The following is a 16,956-nucleotide window of genomic DNA, read 5'->3' as shown; positions in this document are numbered from 1 at the left end:
AATTTAACTATTTTCATTTAGAGGTTGAGACAGCGTCTTTTGACTATTGCCAAAAGTTTTATTTTTAATCAAAGGATTAGCCCATACACCAACACTCAGAATATAGCTAAGTGGCAGTAGTAACAGCAGGGCAGCAAGTTGTAAGTTGTTACTCAATTCAGCCGCAAAACCTATGATGGGAGACATAAAAGCACCGCCAATGATCCCGGTACATAAAATCCCTGTGATTGCGCCATGGCCGGTTTTGAATGAATTTAATGCCAGAGCAAAGATGACCGACCACATAATGGAGAGGAAAAATCCCACAATTGGAAAAGCAATAAGCGCCACCGTAGTGCTACCGAATAACGCACTTAGGAGCGCGATAGCGGCGCCAGAGCTGAATAAAATCAAAAGCTTTTGCGCATCAATGAGTTTAAGTAGTGCCAGTCCAAGTAAACAGCCTAAGGTTAGGCATAACCAGAATTCGCTCACCACTTTTGCGCCTTCGGTGGCTGGGTCTAGGCCATGATATTGCTGCAAAAACACGGAAATGAGGTTAGCGACACCTTGTTCTAGCGCAACATAAGCGGCGATGGCGGCAAAAAACTTCAATACGGTTCTATCTTTAAAAAAACCGATACTTTGTGACCAGCTCAGCTGCTGCTTTTTCTGCTCCGGTACCGCGTTAAATGGCGTAAATTGCGAGAGTAATAGCATCACGACGCTTAGGATAGCGAATACCGCATAGATACTTAGCCAGGTTTTATCTGCTGGGATAGCACCAGACAGCGCTCCGCCAAATCCCTCTGCGGTGGTGACTTGAGACTGTAGTTTGCTATAAACCAGAGGCGCGAGTGTTGCGGCAGCACCAAACATCAACTGCGCAAACACCGAAAGCACGGCAAAGTGTTCTGAACCACCGCTAGCGCGTAATAGTGGATTGATAGCCACTTGCAGTAGTGCCATGGCACAGCCGAGCATAAACAACGCTACCATGGCAATGGCAAACGTTGGCATGAGCACAAAGGTCGTTGCGCCAATTGCTGCAAGGGTAAATGCGAGCTGCATAACGGTTTTTTCTCCAAAGCGCTGAACTAGCAGTCCCGCCGGAATAGACATCACACCGTAAGCGATAAAAAAGGCGAACGGGAAAAACCCCGCAAGCGTTAGACCTATGCTGTAACTTTCTATTAATGCTGGAAAAATCGCGCCTAAAATATTGGTGATAAAGGACACCGTAAAAAAGGTTGCCAATACTAAGGCAATCACTAGGTAGCTTTTTTTCATGTTGTATTTCCACCTTCATTAGAGAGCGGGTGATGGCGTGGCGATCTCGCTTGTGGGCAGACAAACAAAAAGATCAAGGGGAATCTCACCACCACCCGCAATTGGGTTATGCACGAAACGCTTGTGCTCGCTGTAATTGTTCCAGTGCAGTTGTATGGGCAGTAAAATGCTCATCACTAAGCTTCGTTAGATAGGCCTTGGCCGCCTGTTCGATATGCTGTGGTGCTTGATCAAAGGGCATTTGGCAGGTGCTATCGCGATGATCCATGCCGCCAAGTAAGCAATACCAACTGGGACGAATATAGGGTGAGTGCATCCTGTGTTGGTTGAGCCAAGCATCAAAATCACCACCGCTACGCCAGTGTGTGAGCAGCTCATCGAGCTCGTTTAAGCTCAGTGCTGCGATTTTCGCATCTTGCCAATACGGTGAATCTGCGCGCTTGCTGGTGGCGTAATGTGCCAGTACATACTCTTTAATACCGAGCACCAACTCTGACAGTTGTTGATTGATGGCTTGTGCCTTGAGCTGTTGCGAAAGCAGTCTATTCAATAACTCAATGCTATAACCTGTGACCATCAGCGCGGTGGCTTCGAGTGGTTCAATAAAGCTCTGCGCGAGGCCAATAGCAAACACATTGCCTTCAATACAGCGCGCCATCATGCCCACTTTCATGGTGAGATGTGTGGCTTGTCCTTTATCGAGTTGCGCGGCTTGACGCAGTTGAGCCTCAGCCTCTTCGGGGGTGGTATGAGCGCTGCTGTATACGTAACCATGTCCGGTTCTGCCTTGTAGCGGGATCTGCCAGCGCCAGCCGCACGGCATCGCGATAGCAGAAGTGCTTGAAGGTAGCGGGTTTATTTTAGCGCCGGCAATCGCGACAGCTGAATCATTGAGTAACTGATCTGCAAAGGAAATAAAGGGTACTTCGAGCGTTTTCTCTATCAGTAGGGCGTTAAACCCTGAGGCATCGACGTAAAAATCGCTTTTCACCTGCTCACCCGACTCAAGTGTCAGTGCAATAATTTCTTTGGCATGATGCTGTACGCTACTCACCGTACTTTGAATATGCTTTACGCCTCGCGCTAGGCTAAATGCCCTTAACCAATCCGCAAGTTTTTGCGCATCAAAGTGATAGCCGTATTCAAGCGCCCTTGGTAATGGACGCTGTGGCAGAGGTGCTTGTTGCTTGTCGGCCAGTACTGCGGCTAAGAAGTAATGTTCAGGCTTATCTATATATTCGCTACCACGACGTCTGGCGTTGGCGTTGACAAAGTAGACTTCCGCTGTTTTGGCATCCATTTCAGAGAAGAAAGGATGGAAATAGCTGCCATTGTCGCCATTCCAGTTATCAAAATAGATCCCGGTTTTATAGCTTGCTTGGCATGCGGGTATCCAATCGCGTTCTTTCACACCAAGATTTTGCATAAAAAGCTGCAAATGCGGCGTTGAGCCCTCGCCAACGCCAATTCTGCCAATACTCGATGACTCAATCACCGTAATTGATAAATTGGGTTGATGCTTTGCAAGGTAGGCTGCGCACATCCAACCGGCGGTACCGCCACCAAGGATGGTGAGTGACTGTATTGTTTTCATAGGCACATGAGTTTTCATAGGCAAATGACCCCAGCCGCAAGTGACTGGGGCTCCGAGGTTAGAACTTATAGCTGACGCCAAGGTAATAACGCGTACCAAATTCAATGGTGTTCTGCGTTAAGTTGTAGTTGGTGTCGTAAGATTGAATAACCTCATTGGTCAGGTTTACACCCTCTAAGCTGACATCCAGATTTTCCATTGCATGCCACACCAAAGATGCATCCCATTGTTGGTAGCTATCATTGCGCACCGCTTGTGCTGCACCGACGCCAATCCATTCACTACGCCAGTTATAAGCGATACGTGCACTAAATTGCTCGTTTTCGAAAAATAGCGAGCCGTTAAATGAGTTTTCAGATACTCCCGGCACCATTTCTTTTGCATTATCTGGTGTGGTGGTTTCACTATCCACGTAGGTGTAGTTAGTAATAAAGCCGAAGCCATTATCAAAGCTATGTTGAAGCTGCAGTTCTATCCCTGTTACGTCACCGTCTCCGTTACTACGTGGGCGTGTGACTCGGCATTGATCATACTTAGAAGGGTCGGTACCGCATCCGTCTACATATTCAATCGCTTCGGTAGAAAAGACAACGTTGTCAATTTTCTTCACAAAAACGGCTGCTGAGAGCAAGGAAGCTTCGGTAAAGTAATATTCGACGCCAATATCTGCTTGATCTGCTTCATAAGGTTTAAGGTTCGGGTTACCACCGGTGGCAGAACCAAAGTTAGCATCAATCGCTAGACCTGGTTTTAAGTCGTTATAATTAACTCGAGACATAACGCTAGAGGCGGCCGCACGGATGATAATATCGTCGCTGTAGTCATAAGCGAAGTTGATGCTCGGTAGCCAGTTGTCGTAGTCAACCGTTTCATCGAACACCGTGTTATCAACATAACCGCTGGACTGCTGTTCTGTATCCACATAGCGTAAGCCGATATTACCGCGGAAGTTTTCACCGCTGAATTCACTTTGCACATAGATAGCGAGCATATCTTCTTCGACATTGTAGGTTTTACCAAAATCTTGCTGCTCGATTAATTCACCCGCCTCATATTTGCCAGTGATAAAATCCCACCACTTATCTTCATCGAGCTTGGCGTATGAGTTAAGAATATGTCCGCCCGTTTGCGAATGAAGATTGGTAAAAATACCATCACTCCAGTTAGCTAAGCTATTACCATCAGGGACAAAACCAACAACATCCGCTGGGTTTCTTTGTATTGCGATACGTGCAAATTCGTTTTTATTAACCTTCACACCCGCTTTGATGTTCTTGAAGTAATCATGCTCTAGCATCCACTTGATATCGGCTTGTGCATAACTCACTTCATGCTCTTGAACCGTAGTTTGGAAGTTTGATTCCTGAGCAAATTTGAGCTGTGAGGCATCGGTTGGGTCTAGCGAATCAAACCAAATTTGATAAGGACCGGATGCATCGTAAGTAAAGCCGCCATCAATACTATTTTGACCGTTAGGGAAGGCAGGATCGCCAATTTTTCCACCCTCATCCGTTGCCGGGATCCACCAACTTGAGGAACCAAACTGTGTACCACCATCAGATGTTGAGCGACCAATAACACCGCTAATCTCGAAAGTATCACCGACGTATTTACCACTGAAGTTTAAGGCATCGACTTTCATGTTTACGGCGTTACGAACAGTAGGGTTGTAGATAATGTTCGCGTAAGCTGGCAAAATACGCGCCCGCTGTGTACCGCCTGCAGCGTTGTTTTGTACATCAACAGCACCTGCACCACGGGCACTTACAGTAAGGAAGTTATGGTTTACATGTGGATTGTCAAACTCAAAGCGAAAGTAGTCTACCGCAAATTCGGTGTTATCGCTTGGTGCAAATTGCGCGGTAAGTTGCGCGCTGGTGCGCTCGCGCTCAGCTCTGAATGCTTGCGAGCCGATAGCCCAAGCGCCCACTGTAGATGCTTGTCCCGTGTCTTGATCCGCCGCAAAATATTCATAGTAGCCACCAATGGACTCAATAACGTGACGGCCTGAAGTCAGGTTCTCAACAGAGTATGCTGCGAGCACACCAAATTTTTCATCGTCACTTTTCCAGCTACCTAAAAATGAGCCACTTATATCATTTTCATCATACAAAGTAGAGCGGCCCATTTCTGCTGACACCATGTAAGTGTGTGCATCTAAGTCCAGTGGTTTACGCGTGACAAGATTCACTGTACCACCCAGCGCACCTTCTTCAAGGTTTGCTTCAGGCGTTTTGTAGACGTTAACTGCCGATACTTGCTCTGCTGATAACAGCTCCATGTTAAAAGTACGCGTCGATGGACCCAAATCATACCAATCGGTACTGGCGACCGATTGGCCATTTAATAAAATACGTGATTGCTCGGGCGCGGTACCACGGATAGTAACACCACTTACTTCACCATATTGGCGGTCGACTGTAACCCCAGAAATACGCTGTAGCGCATCACCAATGTTTTTGTCGGGAAACTTACCAATATCTTCCGAGGTGATAGCATCAACAATACCATCTGCAAAGCGCTTGGTGTTCATTGAAGCTTCAAGCGAGCGGCGAATGCCTCTTACTTCAATTACTTCGACATTTTCTTTTGCGCTTTGTTCTTCGGCTGATGCTGATGGTGCAGCGGTGAGTAAAAGGGGGGATAAGGTACTTGCTGTCACGATGGCGGCAAGTTTATTCAATTTAAATTGCTTCAACTTAGTTGTTTTCATTGTTCTGCCCATTGTTCCTATTTGTTGTTGGCAGAAGCTAGGGTATCGCCTTGAGTGTTTTTTAAGCGGTATATTTCTATCTACTAATGATACTTTTCACGCTTAAATGAGCGTAATTTGACAAAAATACTTCACTGCACTTCAGGCTGTCGCTATATTTCGATAGATTAATATTGTTTGGTGATTGAATTTGCATGGTGTGCAACTAGGTGTAACGAGCAGTTGTTTTAAAATTTATAACATGCCGATTTTAAATAAGTTTATTAATGTAAAAGGAAATTGCTATGCGAGCGATGTACGAGAAAGTACTACCATCTCCCGGGTGCTCATGGCGTTATTGCCTGTATCAATTGCCCGAAATTCCCTTTAATTGGCACTATCATCCGGAATATGAGATCTGTTTGACGCTCAACAGTGTCGGTGTATGTCATGTGGGTGATCATATCGCCCCTTACGAAGACTTAGATTTGGTGATCCTAGGTCCTGACTTACCACATACTTGGCAGTCAAAACCGAATCCGGATCACTCCGCTCACGTTGTCCATGTTGCACAAATACCCGCACACTGGTTGGAGTCTTTAGTGGCTCAGCATCCTGAATTACATGGCTTATCTGAATTGTTAAATGCAGCGCGCCGTGGCGTCAAATTTCCTGTGGAAATCGCAAGGCAAGCGAAAAAATGGTTTGAGCAAATCGCGGATGCCGAGCCGTTAATGCGCTTTGTGCTTTTGCTCGAAATGTTAACGCGGATGACGACATCGAACTATCAACATTTAGCCAGTAGCGGCTTTCGCTTTGACGCCCGCCATGATCCCGCGAAAGACAAGTTCGACCGGGTTATTGCCTATATATATGACAATTACACCGACAAATTAAGCGCCGATGAGCTTGCACAGCAAGTGCACATGAGCACCAATCACTTTCATCGTTTCTTTAAAAAGCGCACGGAGCGTACTGTGACGGAATTTATCAATCAGCTGCGTATTGCCAAGGCCTGTAAACTATTAATTAGCTCCGCCTCTCCCATTAGTGTGATATCGGATCAATGTGGTTTTAATAATATTTCTAATTTTAATCGTCGTTTTCAAGCGTTGAAGGCGTGTACGCCCAGTGAGTTTCGCGCACGGCTGCACCAAAAGGCATTGTATTGATCTGAACGTGGGCCTGTTTATTGTGCTTTTTAATCAAAACTTCAACTCAAACCGTGAATATTTCGTAATGCTATGATATTCATGCTTATTCCTAGATATTCAGCTTGGTATTTATCAAGGAATTGCCAAGAATGTTCCGGGTCGCAACAACAATAAACGAGGATGACCGTGATGACATTAGGACACTTTATTAAACAGATCCGTACACAGAAAGGCTTAAGCCAACCCCAGCTAGCTGAGCAAATGTGTGTTGAGCAAAGCTATTTATCTAAACTAGAAAACGACAAATCCGTGCCTTCTAACGAGGTATTTAGAAAGTTACTAACGGCGCTCAATTTATCCTTAGATGAGTGTATGCAAACCCTTTCAACACAAGGGAAGCGTGAAGAATTAAGCCAAATTCCAGACATCGAATATTGGTATAAGCAACATCAACAATCAAAACAAAAGCAATATAAGCAACTTGCGATATTAGCTATTTTGCTAGTGTCTCTCGGTGTTGGGTTATTTTGGAGTGGCTACAAACAGATATTTTTTAGTGAAAAGTTGTTTGAATATGAATCTCAAGGTGTATTGCAAGCCGGTGAGCCCGTCGAGCTATATAGAAAGTGGCGCTTTCTCCTTGTTCCTCATAGTAGGAATAGCGATATTGAATTTGTGGAGCAAGTTAAGCTTGCCATGGCGAAACGTTTAGACAAAAAAACGGTATTTTCCTCAGACTATAGGGGAAGCGCTTATACCGAAACGGTAACCGATGGTAGAAGGCATTATCGTTTTCAAGGCCCTAAATTTAGTGAGCGTGTAGAAAACGCCTGGCTGCAATTTGTTGGCTTATTATGCTTCTCTGCTGGGGTTATGCTAACTTTAGTAGGCAAACGGTTAGTTAAGCCTTAGTTTATTAAACCTTAAGGTAAAGGTGTAAGATGCAAAAGCGATTGTTTTTTGGTATTGGCATGGATGACGACGTTCGAGCGCATATCGGTCAGTGGCTGGTGGATAGCGTGAGTGCCAGTAAAGCCAATACACAACCAAGTAATTGGCATCTTACACTGGCGTTTCTTGCTATGGTAGAAGAATCAAAAGTAGCTGAGCTTTGTGATTTTGCTAGTAGTTTATCGGTGCCTAAATTTACACTCACCTTTGGTGACTATGGCTACTGGCAGCACAATGGCATTTTTTACTTAAAGCCCGAACAAAAACCACAAGCTTTGCTTGATTTAGCCAATCCACTGCGTGCTTTTGGGGAAAAATGCGACCTCTATCACAACCCGCATCCGTTCTCACCACATATCACACTATTTAGAAATTGTAAGCCAGAGCCGAGTGTTACGAAGCCCATTACGCCTTTTTCACTCACGGTAAAGAAATTTCATCTCTACCACTCTCATCGCAATGAGCGTGGCTTGATCTACGACCCTATCGAGTCCTTTTTTCTGAGCTGAACTTTAATACAGCCAACGCTTTAGCTTTTTAACCAAAGTTTCAAACCAGGTCAGTTGATAACGCTGGTATTTGTCGCACTTGAGGAATAGCTTTTTGGTGGCCTCGTTTCGTGCCGGACTAATATGTAGGCGACTGCACTCTTTACTTGCGCTGTGCCAATCTTGTGCGCTGACGGCTTTAATTAAATTAGGAAAGGCCAAAAATAACTTACTGGTACCAAGGTTGTAAGCCATATCCAACAGCGCAATCTTAGCGGGCGTCGGTAATAGCTGATAAGGAATGCTGCCAGTTTCTTGCTTGGCAAGAAAATGAATGAGGTACTGTTCAAATTCTTTGATTTGCTCTATAAGACATTTTTTAGACGCTTTTGGTGGCAAGGTAAGCTCGGTATATTGCGCATACCAAGAAGCCTTGTAGCCGCTGGGTTTGCCCTTAATATTACGGTATTCATCGCGCTTTTGTTGCAAGGTGGCAGACCGTTTAGAGCGCCTATCCCGCATTGGTAACTGGCAAAATTGCTCAACACTTTGCATATGAAAACCAACACCAATCGTCGGATTGGCATTCACATCTAGGTACAAATGCAGTACCTCGCCCTCAAATTGCAATAGATGCTGTATTACTCGTTGATAGAATTTGTCGGTGTCGTTGAACAACTAGGTACCTCAGTGATCACTGCTTTTTCGTTCGTGGTATAGCACTGTTTTAGTATAGAACAGTAGCAGGCCTCTGCCTTAAAAACCGATTTATGGGCGTCGATTTTATCCCATAATCCACGATTAAAATTGCTTTTTGGCATGGTAAAAATGTTGAAAATGTCGCCATCTGCCAGCAAAATCTTTTGTGGCGCACTGGAAACATACCAGCCAAACTTTTTTAGATAATTGATATTCGATTCTTCTTCCTGCGCATCGTCTAGGGCTGCTTGATAGGCATTGAGGTTGCAACATGCATCCATAAGTTCGGTAACATCAAAGTAATTTTCGCCATCAAACTCGTACTTAATGTAGTGGATTATGGCAGGTCCGGTCCCCGAATTGCGAATATCGACTCGAATGGTTGCTTGAGTGGAGTCTAAATCAAAGTTGCTATAGCTAAATTGAAGCCATGGCCAAGTTTCAGTTTTTAGCTGCTTTTCGGCTGCGGAAACTTGCTCCTGAGCAGCCTTTGCTTGCAGATAAGTGGCGTAAAACGACGCTGCGGAAATAAACATCGCACACAAAGCCAAAATGGTATTCATTTTGGAGCGAGAAAGTTTAAAGGAGCCCCTTGAGTGTCTTGAGTTGTGTGGCTGTGGCCGAGCAGGCTTTGCTGCCTGCGTTTCGGCTACATTTTCAGAGGGTAAGTTATTATTGTTATGTTCTGACATATTTATCCAACTGACACTACGGCTTAAGGCGACAGAAATACGAGTAACGTATCGCCAATTTTCAGTCTATCTGTCGATAGCTGGTTCCATTGCTTTAGCTTAGCGATACTGACATTAAATTGCTTAGCTATGCGCCATAAACTATCGCCGTGTTTGATCTGATAGTCCAGTTGTTTGTCAGCCAAAATGGGCAAAATTAGCTTTTTTCCTGCACGAATTCGGTCATTCTTTAATTGATTAAAGGCTTTTAACTCGGCGACGGTTAGCGAGTAGCGCTTTGCAATGGTGCTGAGAGAGTCTCCACGTCGGATAGTATAATGTTGCCATGTATCTGCAGGCATTTTTGGTAAGTGTGTGAGCATGGTTTGCCACTCTGACACGCGCGCTGTGGGGACTACAATATGCTCAGGGCCGCCGAGTAATGCAGGAAAACGTGCATAGCCTGGATTTAATACCTCGACTTCTTTCCAACCTTTAAGATCAGATAAAATAGCTTGTTGTTCGAGTTTAATAACGCTGATCAGCGATCGATTAGGGATCTTAGGAAACTTCATTAAGTCATGCTTTAGCAGTTGTGATGCCGCAAGTAGCTTTGGTACGTAGTGACTTGTTTGGCGCGGTAGCTTCAAATGGAAAAAGTCAGTTGGTTTACCTGCTTTTTTATTTCGTTCAATGGCTGCAAGCACTCTACCTTCACCTGTGTTATAGGCGGCAATGGCATGATACCAATCACCATCAAAACGTTTGTGGAGGTATTGCAAAAAGTCCAATGCGACACGGGTCGAGTCTACGATATCTTGACGACCGTCATACCAAGCGTTGATCTTGGCATCATAATGTTTTGCAATCAGCGGTGTGAGTTGCCACAAACCCGAAGCATGCTTGTGAGAGTAGGCCTGGGTATTAAAGTCGCTTTCAATTAGCGGCATCAATGCAAGCTCTATTGGCATATCGCGCTTTTCGACTTCTTCTACTAAGTAATAAAGTAGCGGCGCTGCACGTTCACTGATGGTATCCATATAATTGGGATGCCTGAGGTACCAATCAATCCGTTGTTTTACACGCTTATCGTCGGAATCGGCAAAGCTGAGTTGATCTTTAATACGGAGCCATAAATCATCAGTTGCGAGTGGATCATATGGCGTTTTAACCACCGTTTTAGCTTCGTCTTTGACTGTATTTTTTGGCTTGTTATGAGTAGATTGTACGGCGTTATCTGGCGTTGGTTCATTCTGTTGAGGTTGCTGTATTTGGCTACAGCCATTTAGCAGCAGGATTGCTGCAAGTAATGGAGTGATGAGGTTTTTCATAGAGCCTTTTTTATTATCCTTTTATTATGCAGTCCAATGAGGCATCTGAACTGCATAAGATTGTATATAAATTCGGTGCAAATGCAAAAATAGGCACCTTACCTGTTGCGGCTGTGTAGTGTAGGGTGATGAAATGGATACAAAATGAACTTTAGCGTTACAGCATTTAGCATTGATTAATGGAATTAACGCAATAACACTCGGTTACTTGGTAATTGCGTATTGCTCACTTACTCAAGGCTTAGTTGGTGCTTAAATTGTGTTTTATAGGTTCGCGAGAGTGTTAATACTTTCCCACTTTGCAATGCGATTTCACTGTCACCACTGGCGAGCGGCGTAATACTCACCACTTTAGACACATTAATAGCAAAAGAGCGATGAATACGCACGAAGCCAACGGGGTCTAAGCGCTGACATAACGTAGCAAGCGTGGAACGTAGCGGATAAATGCGGCCATTTACGTGTAGATTGACGTAATTTCCAGACGACTGTAACCACTCAACCTCTTCAACTTTAACGATAAATTCTTTACCAAGCTTACGTACCAATAAGTGATGAATAGGTTTGTGGAGTGTTTCATCTTCATCGCTTTCTTGTTTTATCGGAGATGCTTCACCAAGCATATGGGAGACGCTAAATTGATAAGCTTTTATGAGTGCAATAAAGAATACTAAGCTCCATGCATCTTTTTGATATTCATAGATAAGTTCAAACCAAGAAAGGTGAAAGTTGTAATCTAGTTGCAAACTAAAATAAATCGTTTCACGTAATAACACCATGATGCCAACATGGCCAAAACAAAATAACAGTGAGGCAATAAAAAAGCTAAAAGCGACGTTAACAGGTTTATGCCACAGCCAAGGAAATGCGTTTAAATACCAAGATATGGTAGGAATTAAGGCTAAGCTGGCAGCTGCACTGGTATATTCCCACACGAAAGGCTCCCACAGCGCAAAATCGAGCTGCGCATCTCGGTTGGCATCCATGATCAGAGTAATGGCATTCAAGGTGTTGTTAATCGTCAGAAAGAGGGCGAGTAATGCCATTGCCATCAAAGGGTGGTATTGCTGAATAAAGGTACGTGAAAACATCATGGTTTGAGTTTTTCTTTTACTCTAGCAACTGGATGCAAAGCGGTCACTTATTTTATCCCACTATTCCACGGTTTATCCCTAGCTATTGTTATTTAAGCAAATTTCGTTTGATTGTACGCTGTATTGGCGCACTGTAGGGGTAAGTTTATTTTCAAAAAGAAATACCATGGATCATTTAAATCGGCGAGTAGAGCTAGACTGGCTGCGTGTTATTGCATTTACGATACTCATTTTTTATCACACCGCTATGTTATATGTACCTAATTGGGGTTTTCACTACAAAAGTGCTTATACTTCGGTTTGGCTAGAATATCTGATGTTACTGATCTCACCATGGCGCATGTTGCTTATCTGGTTTATCTCGGGAGTTGCGCTTAGATATATTTTTGATAAACAAGGTGCATGCACAGCCATGCTCTTTCGTACTCCTTTGCTATTGCTCCCGCTATTATTTGGCATATGGCTAGTTGTGCCCGTACAACTGTACGCAGAAATGCAGCAAAATGCTGGATTAACGCTTGGGTATGTTGATTTTTACAAACAGTTTATTGATTTTAATAGCCCTTTATTTAGTCAGTATCAAAGCGGTATTTGGCCCCATGTCGATGTCAATCACTTGTGGTATTTGCGAGAATTATGGCGTTTTACTTTGCTCCTTGCTGTGTTGCATATCGTCTTTAATTCTAAGCCTCAAGTAATGCTCCGGCATTTTATCACTTTGCGCTGGCCAACTTATCTACTAAGTGTGCTGGCTTTTGCAAGCTTACTTTGGGCTCAGCTAGCATTGGAAGGTGATAGCAAAAGAGAATTTCAGGGATTTGTTTTTCTGCTCGCAGGTTATCTGCTTGCTAAGCATAATCGGTTTTGGGCTTGGCTTGCTCGGCAAGGTAAAGTGCTACTGTGGGTTTGTGCAGTCAACGCTATGATTATTTTGCTTTTATATCATTTTTACTGGTTGCAGCAAGATACGCGCACAACCTTCATTACTTGGGGTGGGAGTCTTGTGTTGGTGTTGCAGCGCGTGTGTGCGGTGTTGTTGATATTGGCATTAGCAGCGCGTTATCTTAACCGTCCTCATCCGCTGCTTACGAGGCTCAATAAAGTGGTGTTTCCCATCTATCTCTGGCATCAAAGCGTGATTATTGCCTTGGCGCTTTGGCTGAGCCGTTATCAACTCGGTGGTGTGCTTGAGGGCCTGTTGGTGATCACAGGAACGTTGCTATTTTCTGGATTGTTGTTTTGGCTGGTGCCAAAGCTGGGTTCTCTTGGGTTGGTGGTGGGGTATCGCGCAGCCTTGCTGACAAACAATAAAATGCTTTGGGGGGTAGGGTGTTTGTTATTGTTGCCGCTGATCCTCCGGATTATTTAACCTGTGTACTGCGCCATTGTGCAATAAATACTCTACTCTTATTGCTAGGGTCAGTATGCCTCCGATGGAGGATACTTCACGGATAGCATCGCCACGAGCAAGGTGGTGAGCGAAAATAAGAAGAGGGAATCAAGCAAATGAAACCAATTTCTTCTCCTCTGGCGGCAATTCAGCCACATTACGATGTACTTGTTATTGGTAGTGGTTATGGCGGTTCTATCGCTGCGTCACGCTTGGCGAGAGCCGGAAAATTAGTCTGCCTACTTGAGCGAGGGCGCGAGTTTTTAACTGGAGAATTTCCGGATACCGAGTTGGAGGCCGCTGGCGAGTTGCAGTTTAATAGCCAAACAGGGCACAAAGGCTCTCATTTGGGATTATTTGATATTCATATGCACCGTGAACAGAATGTCGTCGTCGGTTGTGGTTTAGGTGGTACCTCTCTTATCAATGCCAATGTTGCTTTGCCTCCAGTAGATGCAGTACTGAGAGATCCAGTATGGCCAAAGGCTATTAGAGATGATGAGGATGGTTTGTTGGAAGAGGGATTCACGCGGGCTCGAGAGATGCTGAAGCCTGCCTTATACCCTGAACATTACCCAACTTTGAATAAACTGAAGGCTCACCAGCAGTCGGCAAATGCATTAGAAGCTCCCTTTAATAAAGTGCCAATCAATGTATGTTTTGCGACGCCTGAAGATGGCATTAACCATGTGGGTGTTGAGCAGCAAGCATGTAATAACTGCGGAGACTGTGTGTCTGGCTGTAATTTTAATGCCAAAAACACCACTCGAATGAATTACTTACCGGATGCTTGGAATCATGGCGCAGAAATTTATTGCCAGGCCAGCGTGCGCTACTTGGAGAAAACCGACTCCGGTTGGCGGGTGTTTTACCAAGACATGGGAACCGGCGCAGAGTGCTTTTCTGCTGAACCGTTATTTGTTGAGGCGGATCTTGTGATTTTGGCTGCAGGCACGCTGGGCAGTAATGAAATTTTATTGCGTAGCCAAAGTCGCGGTTTGGCTATCTCTTCGCAACTTGGTCAGCATTTTACTGGTAATGGCGATATGTTGGGTTTTGGCTATAACTGCGACAGCGAAATTGATGGTGTTGGGGTTGGTAATCTAGAGCCTGAAGACAAAGCGCCTACAGGGCCTTGTATCACTAGTGCAATCGATCTTCGTGAAGCGAGCGAACGCGCGCAACAAATGATTATTGAAGAGGGAAGTTTACCCGGCGCCATGGCGGGAGTGTTACCAGCTGCGCTTGCAAGTGCTGCGGGTGTAGTTGGGCTCGACACGGATCATGGTTTTTATGACGCTTTGGAGGAGCAAGCGAGAGTATGGCAAAGCCAATGGCGAGGCGCTTATCATGGTGCGGTAAAACATACTCAGACCTACTTAGTAATGAGCCATGACGATAGCCAAGGTGTCATAACTTTAGAGCAAGACAAGTTGAACATCCGTTGGCCAGAGTTAGGATCTCAGCCTAATTTTCATCATGCGAGTGAAAAGCTGCTTCAAGCGACAGCAGCGCTCGGTGGCACCTATGTTAAAAACCCAATTTGGTCACCGTGGTTGAATAATCGCTTGGTTACAGTTCATCCTTTAGGTGGCTGTCGGCTTGCTGAGACGGGTTCCGAAGGGGTGGTGAATCATAAAGGGCAAGTGTTTACAGGAGAGAGTGATGCCTGCTACGACTCGCTCTATGTGTCAGATGGTGCCATCATTCCAACGTCGCTTGCGGTCAATCCGCTGCTTACGATAAGTGCATTGACGGAGCGCTGCTGTGCACTTATCGCCAAGGACCATGATTGGCAAATTGACTATCAATTGCCATCAAGCCGCTCCCGTAGCGCTGAGCCGACTACAACAGGGTTGGCGTTTACAGAGCGCATGCAGGGCTATTTTAGCCGCGTGGTAGAGCCAAGCATTACCTCTTTACAAACCTACTTGGCTGCCTATCAGCAGGGTCAAGAAACAAACCAAACGCTGTCGTTTGTATTGACGGTCACCTCGACGGATCTAGAGGTGATGTTGACCGACCCACAACATAAAGCGCATATTTCGGGTCGCGTTGAGTGCAATCTGCTTTCTGATAAACCACTGACCGTTCGCAATGGTGAGTTTCGTTTGTTTGAGCGTCAGGCCTTTCCTCCAAATACTCGGAAGATGATCTATAAAATGAATTTAACGGCGGAGGATGGCAAGCAGTACTTCTTTAATGCCTTTAAGTTAATCAAAGACGACCCTCACTCTCTCGATCTTTGGGATGATACTACAACCTTATTTGTTGATATTCATGAAGGAGAAGATACTCAAGGGGCCGTATGTGGTCACGGTATTATGAAAATAGCGCCGATTGATTTTGTGACGCAGCTTGCCACTATTCGTGTAAGTCATGCCGAGAGTAAAGCGGCTCGCTTAAAAGCCATCGCGCGCTTTGGGCAATTTTTTGCGGGCACTCTATATCAAAGTTACGGCAGTATTTTTTACCAAGAAAAAACGCACAGTGGTGAATTGGTGCGCAAAAAGCGGCCGCTAAGGGCTCCAACACCTGAAGTATACTTGTTTGATACAGCTGATCATGTGCAGCTATCGCTGACTCGTTATCGTGGCGGTGACAAGGGCCCGGTTATGTTAGTGCATGGGCTGGGAGTTGCTTCGAGTATCTTTTCCACCGACATGATTGATACCAACTTAGTCGAGTACCTAGTCGCTAACCAATATGACGTGTGGCTATTGGATTATCGAGTCAGTATTTTGTTGCCTGCCGCCGCAAAGCAATCAAATGGCGATCAGGTAGCGAAATACGATTACCCAGCTGCGGTGAACAAGATCCGAACCATCACGGGAGCAGATAGTATTCAGGCGGTGGTGCATTGTTATGGTGCTACGACCTTCTTTATGTCTATGCTTAGCGGCCTTTCAGGAGTTCGCAGTGTCGTTGCATCACAAATTGCGGCGGACGTCGTGGTGCCGATGGCAACGAAAATGAAAACAGGTTTACACCTCCCCTCATTTTTAGAAAGGCTGGGCGTAGACTCGCTAACGGCGCGAGTACCACAGCAGAGCAATGGGCTTGCCTCTTTGTATGATAAGGCGTTAGGCTTGTACGCGCTCGCTGAAGCACAGGGGCGATGCAACAATGACAGCTGCCATCGCGTGACCTTTATGTACGCCTCCTTATACCGTCATGATCAGTTAACCGATTTGCTGCATGAGCATATTGATGAACTATTTGCCGAAGCCAATATTCAAACCCTTGAGCACCTTGCTGCAATTTGTCGCGCAGGAAAACTGGTTGATGCAGATGGCAAGGACGTTTACATGCCACACATCAACCGATTAAACGTGCCGACGCTATTTATTAGCGGGGCAGATAACGAATGCTATTTACCTGAGAGCACGAAAAAAACCTATGAACGTCTTTGTCTTGCTTTTGGTGATGCTCAGTTTACGCGTAAGGTGATCCCCAATTACGCGCACATAGATTGTATCTTTGGGCGTCAGGCTGATGTAGATGTTTTTCCACATATTCTCAATCATTTAGAGCGATATTAGGGCCTGTTGACCTTTGCTGTTTGACTTTTGTTCTCCTGAGTGTGTTTTAGTCGCGACGCTCGACTTGCCGCCTAGTAATCT

At 45.1% G+C, this 16,956-nt stretch carries 12 protein-coding genes; 5 read left to right on the top strand and 7 right to left on the bottom strand.

Going from position 1 to position 16,956, the window contains the following annotated elements; translation table 11 throughout:
- Positions 1-3 precede the first annotated feature (3 nt).
- The 3 genes from EXT47_RS17770 to EXT47_RS17760 all read right to left on the bottom strand — a co-directional run bounded on the left by EXT47_RS17770 (position 4) and on the right by EXT47_RS17760 (position 5,576).
- Entirely contained in the window at positions 4-1,269 is a 1,266-nt protein-coding gene (locus EXT47_RS17770) for an MFS transporter (protein ID WP_130127210.1), read from the bottom strand.
- A 106-nt stretch (positions 1,270-1,375) separates the two neighbouring features.
- Entirely contained in the window at positions 1,376-2,863 is a 1,488-nt protein-coding gene (locus EXT47_RS17765; RefSeq protein ID WP_240701627.1) for a tryptophan halogenase family protein, read from the bottom strand.
- Between the two features lie 58 nt (positions 2,864-2,921).
- A complete protein-coding gene (locus EXT47_RS17760) occupies positions 2,922-5,576 on the bottom strand; it encodes a TonB-dependent receptor (protein WP_130127208.1) in 2,655 nt (884 codons plus the stop codon).
- Positions 5,577-5,860: 284 nt separating this feature from the next.
- Here EXT47_RS17760 and EXT47_RS17755 point away from each other — a divergent pair, with 284 nt between their 5' ends.
- The 3 genes from EXT47_RS17755 to thpR all read left to right on the top strand — a co-directional run bounded on the left by EXT47_RS17755 (position 5,861) and on the right by thpR (position 8,169).
- Complete coding sequence (locus EXT47_RS17755) at positions 5,861-6,727, top strand: AraC family transcriptional regulator (protein ID WP_039493209.1); 867 nt, start codon at positions 5,861-5,863, stop codon at positions 6,725-6,727.
- A gap of 171 nt (positions 6,728-6,898) precedes the next feature.
- Positions 6,899-7,621, top strand: a complete 723-nt coding sequence (locus EXT47_RS17750) for a helix-turn-helix domain-containing protein (RefSeq protein ID WP_130127207.1) — start codon at positions 6,899-6,901, stop codon at positions 7,619-7,621.
- Between the two features lie 29 nt (positions 7,622-7,650).
- A complete protein-coding gene (gene thpR / locus EXT47_RS17745) occupies positions 7,651-8,169 on the top strand; it encodes an RNA 2',3'-cyclic phosphodiesterase (RefSeq protein WP_130127206.1) in 519 nt (172 codons plus the stop codon).
- A gap of 3 nt (positions 8,170-8,172) precedes the next feature.
- Here the strand turns inward: thpR and EXT47_RS17740 are convergent, their stop codons facing one another.
- From EXT47_RS17740 to EXT47_RS17725, 4 genes are all read right to left on the bottom strand, one after another.
- On the bottom strand, positions 8,173-8,826 hold the full coding sequence (locus tag EXT47_RS17740) for a hypothetical protein (protein ID WP_205991269.1): 654 nt from the start codon (positions 8,824-8,826) through the stop codon (positions 8,173-8,175).
- The gene (locus EXT47_RS17735) at positions 8,790-9,539 is read right to left on the bottom strand and encodes a hypothetical protein (RefSeq protein ID WP_130127205.1); all 750 of its coding nucleotides are present in this window, start codon (positions 9,537-9,539) and stop codon (positions 8,790-8,792) included. The genes EXT47_RS17740 and EXT47_RS17735 overlap by 37 nt, the downstream gene beginning before the upstream one ends.
- Before the next feature lie 23 nt (positions 9,540-9,562).
- Entirely contained in the window at positions 9,563-10,849 is a 1,287-nt protein-coding gene (locus EXT47_RS17730) for a LysM peptidoglycan-binding domain-containing protein (protein ID WP_130127204.1), read from the bottom strand.
- Positions 10,850-11,079: 230 nt separating this feature from the next.
- Positions 11,080-11,943, bottom strand: coding sequence for a LytTR family DNA-binding domain-containing protein (locus tag EXT47_RS17725; protein ID WP_130127203.1), 864 nt, complete (start codon positions 11,941-11,943; stop codon positions 11,080-11,082).
- 166 nt (positions 11,944-12,109) lie between these two features.
- Between EXT47_RS17725 and EXT47_RS17720 the strand changes: the two genes are divergently transcribed.
- Together EXT47_RS17720 and EXT47_RS17715 are read left to right on the top strand one after the other, a co-directional pair.
- The gene (locus tag EXT47_RS17720; RefSeq protein ID WP_130127202.1) at positions 12,110-13,312 is read left to right on the top strand and encodes an acyltransferase; all 1,203 of its coding nucleotides are present in this window, start codon (positions 12,110-12,112) and stop codon (positions 13,310-13,312) included.
- Positions 13,313-13,449: 137 nt separating this feature from the next.
- Positions 13,450-16,875, top strand: coding sequence for a GMC family oxidoreductase N-terminal domain-containing protein (locus EXT47_RS17715; RefSeq protein WP_130127201.1), 3,426 nt, complete (start codon positions 13,450-13,452; stop codon positions 16,873-16,875).
- The last annotated feature ends 81 nt before the right edge of the window (positions 16,876-16,956 follow it).

The sequence above is a fragment of the Pseudoalteromonas sp. CO342X genome (assembly GCF_004208915.1).
GTDB lineage: Bacteria > Pseudomonadota > Gammaproteobacteria > Enterobacterales > Alteromonadaceae > Pseudoalteromonas > Pseudoalteromonas maricaloris.
Note: the sequence above shows the minus strand (reverse complement) of the source record. Positions and strands in the feature narration are given on the sequence as shown.

Bases quoted from the DNA above. Each gene is read 5' to 3' on its own strand.
- EXT47_RS17725 (WP_130127203.1), bottom strand. From the start codon at position 11,943: ATGATGTTTTCACGTACCTTTATTCAGCAATACCACCCTTTGATGGCA.
- EXT47_RS17730 (WP_130127204.1), bottom strand. From the start codon at position 10,849: ATGAAAAACCTCATCACTCCATTACTTGCAGCAATCCTGCTGCTAAAT.
- EXT47_RS17750 (WP_130127207.1), top strand. From the start codon at position 6,899: ATGACATTAGGACACTTTATTAAACAGATCCGTACACAGAAAGGCTTA.
- EXT47_RS17765 (WP_240701627.1), bottom strand. From the start codon at position 2,863: ATGAAAACAATACAGTCACTCACCATCCTTGGTGGCGGTACCGCCGGT.
- EXT47_RS17715 (WP_130127201.1), top strand. From the start codon at position 13,450: ATGAAACCAATTTCTTCTCCTCTGGCGGCAATTCAGCCACATTACGAT.
- EXT47_RS17770 (WP_130127210.1), bottom strand. From the start codon at position 1,269: ATGAAAAAAAGCTACCTAGTGATTGCCTTAGTATTGGCAACCTTTTTT.
- EXT47_RS17720 (WP_130127202.1), top strand. From the start codon at position 12,110: ATGGATCATTTAAATCGGCGAGTAGAGCTAGACTGGCTGCGTGTTATT.
- EXT47_RS17760 (WP_130127208.1), bottom strand. From the start codon at position 5,576: ATGAAAACAACTAAGTTGAAGCAATTTAAATTGAATAAACTTGCCGCC.
- thpR (WP_130127206.1), top strand. From the start codon at position 7,651: ATGCAAAAGCGATTGTTTTTTGGTATTGGCATGGATGACGACGTTCGA.
- EXT47_RS17755 (WP_039493209.1), top strand. From the start codon at position 5,861: ATGCGAGCGATGTACGAGAAAGTACTACCATCTCCCGGGTGCTCATGG.
- EXT47_RS17735 (WP_130127205.1), bottom strand. From the start codon at position 9,539: ATGTCAGAACATAACAATAATAACTTACCCTCTGAAAATGTAGCCGAA.